General features: G+C 45.6%; 9 protein-coding genes. 2 read left to right on the top strand and 7 right to left on the bottom strand.

Annotated features, from left to right (window positions below):
* Window position 1: 1 nt before the first annotated feature.
* The 5 genes from malZ to yfbV all read right to left on the bottom strand — a co-directional run bounded on the left by malZ (window position 2) and on the right by yfbV (window position 5,705).
* The gene (gene malZ, locus L3V31_RS11850; RefSeq protein WP_237316248.1) at window positions 2-1,828 is read right to left on the bottom strand and encodes a maltodextrin glucosidase; all 1,827 of its coding nucleotides are present in this window, start codon (window positions 1,826-1,828) and stop codon (window positions 2-4) included.
* Window positions 1,829-1,988: 160 nt separating this feature from the next.
* Complete coding sequence (locus tag L3V31_RS11855; protein ID WP_237316249.1) at window positions 1,989-2,783, bottom strand: ABC transporter ATP-binding protein; 795 nt, start codon at window positions 2,781-2,783, stop codon at window positions 1,989-1,991.
* Window positions 2,780-3,715, bottom strand: a complete 936-nt coding sequence (locus L3V31_RS11860) for an ABC transporter permease (protein ID WP_237316250.1) — start codon at window positions 3,713-3,715, stop codon at window positions 2,780-2,782. Before L3V31_RS11860 ends, L3V31_RS11855 begins: the two co-directional genes overlap by 4 nt.
* A 196-nt stretch (window positions 3,716-3,911) precedes the next feature.
* Window positions 3,912-4,877, bottom strand: coding sequence for an ABC transporter substrate-binding protein (locus L3V31_RS11865; RefSeq protein ID WP_237316251.1), 966 nt, complete (start codon window positions 4,875-4,877; stop codon window positions 3,912-3,914).
* A 375-nt stretch (window positions 4,878-5,252) separates the two neighbouring features.
* Window positions 5,253-5,705: a terminus macrodomain insulation protein YfbV gene (gene yfbV, locus L3V31_RS11870; RefSeq protein WP_237316252.1), complete on the bottom strand. Its 453-nt coding sequence runs from the start codon at window positions 5,703-5,705 to the stop codon at window positions 5,253-5,255.
* A 345-nt stretch (window positions 5,706-6,050) separates the two neighbouring features.
* On the opposite strand from yfbV, the gene L3V31_RS11875 reads away from it, so the two are divergent.
* Window positions 6,051-7,247, top strand: coding sequence for an acetate kinase (locus L3V31_RS11875; protein ID WP_237316253.1), 1,197 nt, complete (start codon window positions 6,051-6,053; stop codon window positions 7,245-7,247).
* 137 nt (window positions 7,248-7,384) lie between these two features.
* The gene (gene pta, locus L3V31_RS11880; RefSeq protein ID WP_237316254.1) at window positions 7,385-9,529 is read left to right on the top strand and encodes a phosphate acetyltransferase; all 2,145 of its coding nucleotides are present in this window, start codon (window positions 7,385-7,387) and stop codon (window positions 9,527-9,529) included.
* A gap of 77 nt (window positions 9,530-9,606) precedes the next feature.
* On the opposite strand, the gene L3V31_RS11885 is transcribed toward pta, so the two are convergent.
* A complete protein-coding gene (locus tag L3V31_RS11885; RefSeq protein WP_237316255.1) occupies window positions 9,607-10,881 on the bottom strand; it encodes an MgtC/SapB family protein in 1,275 nt (424 codons plus the stop codon).
* Window positions 10,882-11,044: 163 nt separating this feature from the next.
* Window positions 11,045-11,995, bottom strand: coding sequence for a glutathione S-transferase family protein (locus L3V31_RS11890; protein WP_237316256.1), 951 nt, complete (start codon window positions 11,993-11,995; stop codon window positions 11,045-11,047).
* Between the last annotated feature and the right edge of the window lie 83 nt (window positions 11,996-12,078).

Genomic DNA, 12,078 nt, shown 5'->3' on the forward strand with positions numbered 1-12,078 from the left:
GTCACTTTAGCCGCCATACTTTACCGCTTTTCCCTGGAAGGTTAACACCCAGATTATTCTTGTAATCAATAACTTCGCGGGCATCCAATATGTTATGCAAGCTTTTCGCACTCAGACCTAACTGCCATAGTGGTAGTTCAATACTCACTGCTTTTTCACTGGTGTTGATGGCAACAATGACGGCTTCATCTTCGAGCTGTCTCGCATATACCAACGCGTCATCACGACAATAAAGCCATTGAATACTGCCGGATTGTAGACATTTGAACTTTTTACGAATGTTTATCCAACGTCGATAAACCTCCAACCATTCTGAGTTAGCTAATTCATGCCAAGGGAAACAACGTCGGTTATCTGGGTCTAATCCGCCTTCCAGCCCGACTTCACTTCCATAATAAAGGCAAGGAGTACCGACATAAGTTATTAATAGCATCAGAGCAATGTGCATTTTGTCTTCGCTACCCCCCACAAGAGTGAGAAAGCGTGCCGTATCATGACTATCAAGTTGATTGAGTTGAGACAACTGGTTCGCAAATGGAATCTTCGCTCTCGCCTCATCTAACCAATTTTTGAACTCAGTTGCATCGATCTGGATCGGATCATACATGATGTCTTGATGAGCAATAAATGCTCTTACCGGATGAGCAAATCCATAATAATTCATTGCTCCATCTTCTTGACCGCCTTGTAGCCACTGGGTTGCCTCAAAAAAATGTTCACCAAGCACATACGCATTGGGGTTAACCGACTTTGTCGCTTTACGGAACGCTTCGACGTAAAGAGCATTATTTTTCGCCCCTTCCCCCTCGCCGAGCATATGAATTACATCAAAGCGCCAGCCATCCGCGGAGTAAGGAGCTTTTAACCAGTGTTGAATTACCGCGTGCTTACCTTGATAAATGTACTCCCGCACCTCTTTATTCTCGAAGTTCAACACAGGTAAATTGCTGATACCTTTCCAGCCGATGTAATTATTGCTGTCACCGTCAAAGAAATAATAGTGGCGGTACTTCGAGTTCGGATTGCCATATGCCCCGTCGCCTGCCATTTTCACATTGAACCAAGGGTGGTGAACTGAAGTGTGATTAAATACCGCATCCAAAACAATTTTCATCTGCTTAGAACGTATCTTGTTGCACAACTGAGCAAACTGCTCATTGCTTCCAAACATAGGGTCTATATTGAAATAGTCAGTGGTATCGTATTTATGGTTACTCGGAGAACAGAAAACCGGGTTGAAATACAAAGCAGTAACACCGAGGTTTTCAAGGTAATCCAGCTTTTGTTCGACACCTTTTAAATCTCCACCGAAGAACTCTTTAGATCCCGTGTTTTGATGGCCACCAACTGCATCTCCCCAGGACTTAACTATCACTTCAGGATTGTGTTCAGCATACGCTTGTCGAATCTCTGCTTCCCCCCGACTCGCGGAAAAACGATCTGGAAATATTTGATAGAAGATCTGTTGTTGAACCCATTTTGGTGGCTGGTTGTTCACATTCAATTTAAAGTGAAACTCTTTTGGCGGAATTCGCTTTTGTACGCCTCGCCCATCCAGCCAGAACTGCTGCTCGCCCAGAACTAGCTTAAATACATAGTGAGTCACATCTCTGTCTTTATTTGGGGCAAAGGTTGCGTTCCAGAGTTTCAGTTCTCCTGAAGTACCCGCTGGATGCATTTCAGTCAGATACTCTTCGTTATCAGGCTCAGAGCGCACATAGACACGATCAAAATTAAGGTTCTCCGTCTTTAGCGTGACCGTTATGGTTGCTTCGTCGAAAGAAAGTCCATCCAGCGTCTGGCTGTGGAAAATGAAAGGAAGGGTCATAGCTAGCACTCCTGTAAAGGGCATATGCCATGACTTTACTATAGGAAGTGATAATAAAAATCCTCCTTGTAAAACTGCTAGTTAGCAATATTTCTCAAGGAGGATCACGTTCGGTAGGCGTAGTTAACCAAAACTGAAGTTAGGTAACGAGCTGTACTGACTAATTGAGTAGCAAACTATCGTCAGAAAGTTCCTCACCACGCACTTTGGAGAACATTTCTAGCAAATCTGGCACTTGCATATTCGTTCTTTGCTCTCCAGCCACATCGAGCACAATTTCGCCCTGATGAAGCATCACAGTTCTATCGCCACAAGCCAATGCATCTTTCATTGAATGGGTAACCATCATCACGGTCAAATTAAACTCATCCACGATGCGTTTCGTCAGATCAATAACAAAAGCAGCCATTCGAGGGTCAAGCGCCGCAGTGTGTTCATCCAGTAGCAGTAACTTACTTTCCGACAAAGTTGCCATCACCAAACTCACCGCTTGTCGTTGACCTCCGGACAGTAAGCCAATGCTATCCCCCAGCCTATCTTCTAATCCCAAACCAAGAATACTGATTCGGTCTTGGAATAGCTTTCGCCGTTGAGACGATAGTGCCAGTCCCCAACCACGCTTTTTGCCACGCATGTAAGCCAGGGCCATGTTTTCTTCAATGCTTAACTCCCCACAGGTACCAGCCAAAGGATCCTGAAAAACCCGGGCACATTGAGTAGCTCGTTGAGCCACTGTTTGTCGGGTAACGTCTTTACCATCGATAATCACTTGGCCACCAATCATCGGGGTTTCACCAGTGGTAGCGCCAAGTAACGTCGATTTACCAGCACCATTGGAACCAATGACGGTAAGAAACTGATGTTCAGGCACCACTAGAGATACCCCTTTTAACGCTCGGTTCTCCAGAATCGTTCCAGGGTTGAACGTCACTTGGATATTATTGAGTTCAATCATAATGTCTCCCCTGAACCTTTCTTAGATGCGGCCTGTTTCGCATCTGAAACTCGTTGTTTCGCTTTCATGCGCTGTTTTAGTTTTGGTGCTATCAATGCGACCGCAACCAGCACAGCAGTAACAAGGTTTAGATCGGATGCCTGCAAGCCAAACATTCCAGAACTCAAAGCAAACGCGACGGCAAGACGGTAAAGGACAGAGCCAACGATAACGGCTAACACCGCTACCCAAATCTTACGACCAGGAATCAGAGTCTGACCTAAAATCACCGCGGCTAAACCGACCACAATAGTACCGACACCCGATGTCACATCGGCAAAGCTGTTGGTTTGTGCAAACAGTGCGCCCGCAAAGCCAACAAAACCATTTGATAATGCCAAGCCAAAGAAAGTGTAAAAACCAGTACTGGCTCCTTGAGCGGAGACCATTCGAGCATTAACGCCTGTTGCTCGTAGACCAAGGCCAAAGTCACTGTTAAGCAAACGGACCACAAAGAATGCAGAGAATAAAACTAACACCCCCACCACAAGTGGACGAATCAACATTGGTTCGCCCATTGCTTCAAACGGCGTCAGGATTGTCTCTTCTCCAAGTAGCGCGATATTGGGCTTACCCATAATACGAATATTAATGGAAAATGCAGCGATCATGGTGAGTATTGACGCTAAGAGATGCAAAATTCCACAGCGGACAGCAAGAAAAGCGGTAACCCAACCAGTCATACCACCGGCGATAATTGCCATCCCAGTGGCAACCCAAGGGTTAATGCCCGCAACGATTGCGGTAGCAGCAACGGCAGCCCCCATCGGGAAACTGCCATCGACACTTAAGTCAGGAAAATCAAGTACGCGAAACGTGAGGTATACGCCCAAAGCGACTAGCCCATAAATCAAGCCAATCTCAAGAGCGCCAAAAAATGCAAATGCAGACATAAAACGGCTCCTTTCTGCATGTTCAGATCAGTATCGAGATCTGAAAGTAAGACTTCTCACTTCAGGCGGGACTAGCTAATCAACTAATGAAATAAACACCCGGAGAAGGAGTAATAAGCCAATGACGTGACTTATTACTCCCACCAAAACGGTTACCTTGAACGGATAAGCCTATTTCGTCCCAACACAAAGTGACTTATTGCATGCTTGTTGCACGTTCTACGACTGAACTCGGTATTTGAATACCCAGCTTAGAAGCAGCATCTTGATTGATCACTAAGTCAGAACCCGTTGCCACTTTTACGTCTAGTTTGCCCGGCTCCTGGCCATCGAGAATAGCCGCGACATAATCAGCGGTTTGAACACCTACTTGGTAGTAGTCAAAGCCAAGGCCTGCGATCGCGCCTTTTTCGACATAGGATGTTGCACCACCAAATACTGGCGTCTTAGCCTGATTCGCTGCCACGATCATACCTTCAATCGCACTTGCCACTGTATTGTCTGTCGGTGCATAAATGATGTCAGATTTTGCAGAAATGGCTTGGGTAGCCGATTGTACGTCGGCACTTTTCAGAGCCGTTGCTTCTACGATTTCGATCCCTTTCGCTGCTGCACTCACTTTGAGAAGTTCGACCAAGGTTACAGCATTGGCTTCACCTGGATTGAAAACAACACCGATACTTTTCACTTGAGGCAGGATCTCTTGGATAAGCTCAACATGCTGGGCAACTGGCGACAGATCAGAAAGACCAGTCACGTTCTGCCCTGGCTGTTCCATGGTTTTTACCAGTTTAGCCCCTACCGGGTCTGTTACCGCGGTAAATACAACCGGGATTGAGCGTGTTGCGGATACAAGAGCTTGTGCAGATGGTGTCGCGATACCCACTAAAACATCTGGGCTTTCACCGACAAACTGGCGAGCAATCTGAACCGCGATAGCAGGGTTACCTTGTGCCGTTTTGTAGTCAAACTCTAGGTTTTTACCTTGTTCATATCCTTTCGCCTTCAAGCCGTCTAAAAGCCCCTGACGAGCAGCATCTAATGCCGGATGTTCCACAATTTGTGAAACCGCCACCGACGCAGTGTTAGCGAGAACACCTGCGGAGGAAAGAACGGCAGTCGCAGATAAAATAGCGGTGGTGAGTAAACGTTTCGGTATCATCATAACTCCTTGATGTGTCTTCGTCCTTGTTCTGCGAGCATTAACCAATTGGTGTACGCCCGCAAACCCAAAAATAGGAAGGCGTTTTGTTGTGTTTGTAATAAATTTAGCTGTGCACTTCTTGTGCATCTTATTTTTATTATTACTACTAAGTCCCAGTAAAGAAAAGAAACATTTAACAGTAAGACAACATTTGTGATCGCGGAATAGTAATCTTGTCGCGCAAAATCAGCGAAAATAGGGAAATTTTTGTCAGGGTGAAGGAAAAGTGACGAAAAGAAGTGGATCGATAGGATTATGGAAGAGTGTGAAACACAAAAAACGGAGTGGCTTGCGCGCACTCCATTTGACTAAATTCTAGCGTTGTTAGCTTATTTAGAACCAGCGCTCTAACGAAGATTTATCTAACTGCCTAAAAGCTCTATTTAAAATTAACGCCAGTTCTTTATAACGAGGCTTTGTCTTGACAGGTTCTAACGCGAAACCACTCTCAACTATTTTATGGTGCAGTTCTCGGTACCAAGAAGCCAAAGAAGGAGGCAATTTGGTATTTGATCGCGCTCCTAACCACCAAATTCCCTGTAACGGCAGACTAATAGCGAACAACGCTACAATGATCGACTGAGGCAGCGCACTATAGTTGTTAAACGCCATTTGAGTGAGGACGCTGATCGCGGCAACTGCTGGCATGACTTTAATGCCAAATCGCGTCGCTTTAATAATTCGCTGCTCTGGAAACACGGCATTCAGCTCTTTACGAACCGGCCAGATCTCCATGTAATTTTGGCCATCTTTCAGGCTATGGAACAATCCGACTTTATTACTCATACCACTCTCTCACTAAAAAATAGTTGAACATTTCAACTGAAGGTGCAAAAAATTGATGGAAATTAATATAATTTCAAATTTTTTTTGTTATCATTGCCCATTATCGCTATCCTTTGCAGGCCCTCAACTTCATTGTTGCCGTTATTTACAATTTAAGCAACTCTGAGGTCACTATCTGCAAGGAACGCGTCATCGTGATGAGCGGGCTCATCACTATATCTTTATATGGAATTAGATCAATTTTTGACCAAGATTAGTGCGCACCTTTGCAGGTCTCTACTATTCTTGTGATTAATTTTTCATTCTTTAACTGATTTTGATCAGACGAATAACAGGTAGTCATACATGTCTAAGCTAGTTTTAGTTTTAAACTGCGGTAGTTCTTCTCTTAAGTTTGCCGTTGTTGATGCCGAGAACGGCGACGAGCACTTATCAGGTCTTGCTGAGTGTCTTCACCTTCCTGAAGCTCGTATCAAGTGGAAACTTGATGGCAAGCACGAAGCTCAACTAGGTAATGGTGCAGCTCACGAAGAAGCACTAGCGTTCATGGTAGAAACTATTCTTGCTTCTAAGCCAGAGCTTTCTGAAAACCTAGCAGCTATCGGTCACCGCGTAGTACACGGCGGCGAGAAGTTCACTCAGTCTGCACTTATCACTGATGACGTACTGAAAGGTATCGAAGACTGTGCAGCACTAGCACCACTTCATAACCCAGCACATATCATCGGTATCAAAGCTGCTCAAAAATCTTTCCCAGCACTTAAAAACGTTGCTGTATTCGATACTGCATTCCACCAAACAATGCCTGAAGAGTCTTACCTATACGCTCTTCCGTACAACCTGTACAAAGAGCACGGCATCCGTCGCTACGGCATGCATGGTACTTCACACCTATTCATCACTCGTGAAGTTGCAGGTCTACTGAACAAGCCAGTTGAAGAAGTAAACATCATCAACTGTCACCTAGGTAACGGCGCTTCTGTATGTGCAGTTAAAAACGGTAAATCAGTAGATACTTCTATGGGTCTGACTCCTCTTGAAGGTCTGGTAATGGGTACTCGTTGTGGTGATATCGATCCTGCGATCATCTTCCACCTACACGACTCACTAGGCTACTCTGTTGAGAAAATCAACACGATGCTAACGAAAGAGTCTGGCCTACTAGGTCTGACTGAAGTGACTTCTGACTGTCGTTTCGTTGAAGACAACTACGGTGAAAAAGAAGAAGCAACTCGTGCAATGGATGTGTTCTGCCACCGTCTAGCTAAATACGTTGCGGGCTACACTGCATCAATGGACGGTCGTCTAGATGCGATTACTTTCACTGGCGGTATCGGCGAGAACTCTGGCCCTATCCGTGAAATGGTTCTAAACCGTCTAGGTATCTTCGGTATCGAAGTTGACAGTGAAGCAAACCTTAAAGCACGTTTCGGCGGCGAAGGCACTATCACTACAGCGAACAGCCGTATCCCAGCAATGGTAATCTCTACTAACGAAGAGCTTGTGATTGCAGAAGACACTGCGAGTCTAGCAGGTCTTTAATGCATAAACTGGCTAGCCAATTGGCTAGCCAGTTTTTCTTCCAAAGAGCTTTCTTTAGGGGCTCAGCTCCTATTCTTTGAAGATCATGGAATAAGAATTGAGCTTTTATCTCTCCCAATAGCAAAGGTACTCTACGAATGTCTCGTACTATTATGCTTATCCCTGCAAGTGCTGGTGTTGGTTTAACTAGCGTAAGCATGGGTGTTCTTCGCGCTATGGAGCGCAAAGGCGTTAAAGTTTCTTTCTACAAACCTATTTGTCAGCCACGCAGTGGTGGCGATCAGCCAGATCTAACTTCAACTATCGTTGGCCACAACAGCGATATGAAGATCGGCGAACCTATGGCGATGTCTGTTGCTGAAAGCCTGATCGGTAACGACAATATGGATGAGTTGCTAGAAACCATCGTTGAGCGTTACAACCAAATCAATAAAGATGCAGATGTAACCCTTATTGAAGGTCTGGTACCAACTCGTAAGCACCCATTCGCTAACCAAGTGAACGCGGAAATCGCAGCAACACTTGGTGCTGAAATTGTTCTAGTAGCAACGCCTGGCACTGATAACCCATCACAGCTTAAAGAGCGCATCGAAGTGGCATGTTCTAACTTCGGCGGTACTAAGAACAAAAACATCTCTGGCGTTATCATCAACAAGCTAAACGCACCTGTTGATGAAGCTGGCCGCACTCGCCCTGACCTGTCTGAGATCTTTGACGATGCAGACAGCGCGAAACAAAACGAAATGAAAGTGATGGAGATCTTCAACACTTCTCCAATTCGTGTACTCGGTTGCGTGCCATGGAGCATCGACCTGATTGCTACTCGTGCTATCGACATGGCGAAACACTTGAATGCTGATATCATCAACAAAGGTGACATCAACACTCGTCGCATCAAGAGCATTACGTTCTGTGCACGTTCTCTGCCAAACATGATTGAGCACTTCAAACCTGGTTCTCTACTTGTTACTTCTGCAGACCGTCCAGACGTAATCGTTGCTGCTTCTCTAGCGGCAATGAACGGCGTTGATATCGGTGCTGTTCTGCTAACTGGCGGTTACGACATCCCACGCGAGATCGAAGGTTTATGTAAGCCAGCATTCGAAACGGGTCTACCTATCTTCAAAGCTCAAGGCAACACTTGGCAGACTTCTCTAAACCTACAGAGCTTCAGCATTGAAGTACCTGCAGACGATAAAGAGCGTATCGAGTTCATTAACGAGCACGTTGCTGGTCACATCGACGGTAACTGGATCGAGTCAATGACTGAAGGTACTCAGAAGTCTCGTCGTCTGAGCCCACCAGCATTCCGTTACCAGCTAACTGAACTTGCTCGTAAAGCAGGCAAGCGTATCGTCCTTCCTGAGGGTGATGAGCCTCGTACAGTGAAAGCTGCTGCTATCTGTGCTGAGCGTGGCATTGCAGAATGTGTGCTTCTAGGTAACCCAGAAGAAATCCGTCGCGTAGCTGCACAACAAGGTGTTGAGCTAGGCACTGGCGTTCAAATCATTGATTCTGATGCTATCCGCGAAAACTACGTTGCTCGTCTGGTAGAGCTGCGCGGTGCGAAAGGTATGACTGAAGTAGTCGCTCGTGAGAAACTACAAGATTCAGTATTCCTAGGCACAATGATGCTTGAGAACAACGAAGTTGACGGCCTAGTTTCTGGTGCTGTTCACACTACGGCGAACACTATCGTTCCTCCGTTCCAAATCATCAAGACGGCACCTAACGCGTCTATCGTATCTTCAGTATTCTTCATGCTTCTGCCTGATCAAGTATTGGTTTACGGTGACTGTGCTATCAACCCAGATCCAACCGCAGAACAGCTTGCTGAAATCGCTATCCAATCAGCGGATTCTGCAGCGGCATTCGGTATCGATCCACGCGTTGCAATGATCTCTTACTCTACTGGTGAATCTGGTAAGGGTGCAGACGTTGATAAAGTACGTGAAGCGACAAAACTGGCTCAAGAGAAGCGTCCTGATCTTATCATCGACGGTCCTCTACAGTACGACGCGGCTATCATGGAAAACGTTGCTGCTTCTAAAGCACCAAACTCTCCAGTAGCAGGTAAAGCGACGGTATTCGTATTCCCAGACCTAAACACTGGTAACACGACTTACAAAGCGGTACAACGTTCAGCAGATCTAGTCTCTATCGGTCCAATGCTGCAAGGTATGCGCAAGCCTGTAAACGACCTGTCTCGTGGCGCGCTAGTAGACGACATCGTGTACACAATCGCTCTAACAGCAATCCAAGCAACTCAAGAACAGCAGTAAGTCTTTTCTCTGCTTGAGTGAATATTCAAAGCCCTCGATTGAAGTCGAGGGCTTTTTATTGATATTTACTGGGCTGGTTAAGAAATAGCGAAGAACATCAACCCACCGACAATCACACACCCGATCATCACTGGGGCGACTCGGTGCCATAATCTCCTCTCGCCTAAAGCCACCACCATTCCCATCTTCACTATGGTATTTACCGAAGCTGCAATGATGATACCCAGAGCCGCAGTCGTCACACTCAAGTGCTGGATACTTTGACGACCAAGAGCGAGCGAAATTGCATCCACATCTGTGATACCTGACACCGCTGAAAGCATCAAAACACCAGCATCGCCAAACCAGTCTGAGAGCGTATGTGAGAGCAGCATGATCATCGCAAGTACAACACCAAAAAAGAGAGCGGACTGCAGAGCAAGAGGATTAGTTTGCTTGTTTGATTGCTCAACCTTCTCCATTTCACTTCGTTTCCATATCCACCAAGCTGGTAAGTAAAGTGCAACCATCATCGCGAGTACGATTGGCCAAAGCATTTTCACTAATGGAGGGTTAATGACAGATAGTATGAACAAGAGCCGCGGGAACATAGTTCCACAACTGATTAAGATGCCACTTGCCAGCAGCGGGCTAATTGCCGGCTGCTCGCGTGACAGATGAGAAAACTGTAGGGTCAATGCGGTTGAAGAACTGAGGCCAGCAAAAACAGACGTAAACAAAATTCCCCGCTTCGCGCCACCAATCTTAATCGCAAAGTAGCCAACAAATGAGATACTGGCGATCAATACGACCATCCACCATATCTCGTACGGGTTTAAAGCGTTCCAAGGGCCATAAGTTTTATTGGGTAAGAGTGGAAGTAAAACAATAGAGATAAGAAGTAAGCGCAAAGCTGCATCCAGTTCGTACTCTTGTAACTTTTGTAACGCCTCGTGGAGCTCTCTTTTATTATCAAGAACAAGAGCGGTTATCACGGCCGCTGATGCAGCAAGTACCGCTTCGCCAGCTACCGCTAAACTGCCTAAAACGAACGTCACCAGCAAACTTACTAAGCCAGTGATACTGACATCACCACTGTTCTTTTGCTTCACAAAAAAGGCGATGCAAGCCAAAATCACTAGCGCGATCAACGCAAAACCGAGTAGTAACGGTGAAAAGTGGGAGGCGAGAATTGCAACCAGACCACCAAGCAAGCCGACCAAAGAATAAGTACGAATACCTGCAACCCGGCTACCTTCAACACTATTGCGCTTCACCCATCCACGCTGAATGCCAATAATCGCTCCCAAGAGAAGAGCAATCAGCAAATTCCAGATTTGATGCTCGCCAGATGCAAGCTCGTTGATATCCATACCTCACCTCGCCAAAAGATCGGTTCTATATCATTAGTTTATGTCATGTACTGGAATAATCTGTGATGCTTGGAGTAATAACCGATAAAACGGCGTATAAATGTATATAACCTCGGTAAGCAGATGAGAAAGCGCCATAGAAAATGACGCTTTAGGAGAAGGACTAATTTGAAATTTGATCACGCCCATGAAGAGATTCTAAGTCTAAATCAGGACCTTTTGGCACCACCTGTGTTGGGTTGATACCTGTATGGCTGAAGTAGTAGTGACGTTTTATATGGTAAAAGTCCGTCGTTTCTGCCACGCCATCAACTTGATAGAGTTCTTTTAAGTAGCCCTGAATATTGGTGTAATCCGCAATGCGCTTTTTATTACATTTAAAGTGGCCAACATACACAGCATCAAAACGTACTAATGTGGTAAACAGACGCCAGTCTGCCTCCGTGATCTGACTGCCTGTTAAATAACGATGTGTCGCTAGATGTGTATCAATTTTATCTAACGCAGAAAACAGCGAATCAAAAGCTTCTTCATAAGCTTCCTGAGTAGTCGCAAAACCACAACGATACACACCATTATTCACATTCGGATAGATGAAATCGTTCCACTCATCGATAGATGACCGTAAATACTCAGGATAATAATCGTCGTCGTTACCCGCTAACTCATTAAATACTGAGTTGAACATACGGATAATCTCAGAAGATTCATTAGACACGATAGTATTGTTTTTCTTATCCCATAAGACAGGAACGGTCACACGCCCACTATAGTCTGGCTTTGCTTGAGTATAAATTTGATGCATACGTGTATGGCCAAACAATGGCTCAGGTAAGCCCATTTGCCAGCCTTGACTAAGCATGTCTGGACAGACAACAGTGACATCAATATGCGGTTCTAGCCCTTTGAGCTTCCGGAAAATGAGGGTTCGGTGTGCCCAAGGGCAAGCAAGAGAAACATACAAATGGTAGCGTCCAGATTCTGGTTGGAACTCTGCATCCGGTTCATTCTTGATCCAATTACGAAACCCTGCGTCTTCGCGAACAAATTTACCGCCACTTGATTTCGTATCGTACCAGACGTCGTGCCAAACACCTTCGACCAATTTACCCATCTTCGTTCTCCTCTCGTTCTATTCCCCCCTATATTAGCGATTCGTGACGAACAGAAAACAAGCGGGCTTCGGACATGACGTTC

The sequence above is a fragment of the Vibrio sp. J1-1 genome (assembly GCF_021728395.1).
GTDB lineage: Bacteria > Pseudomonadota > Gammaproteobacteria > Enterobacterales > Vibrionaceae > Vibrio.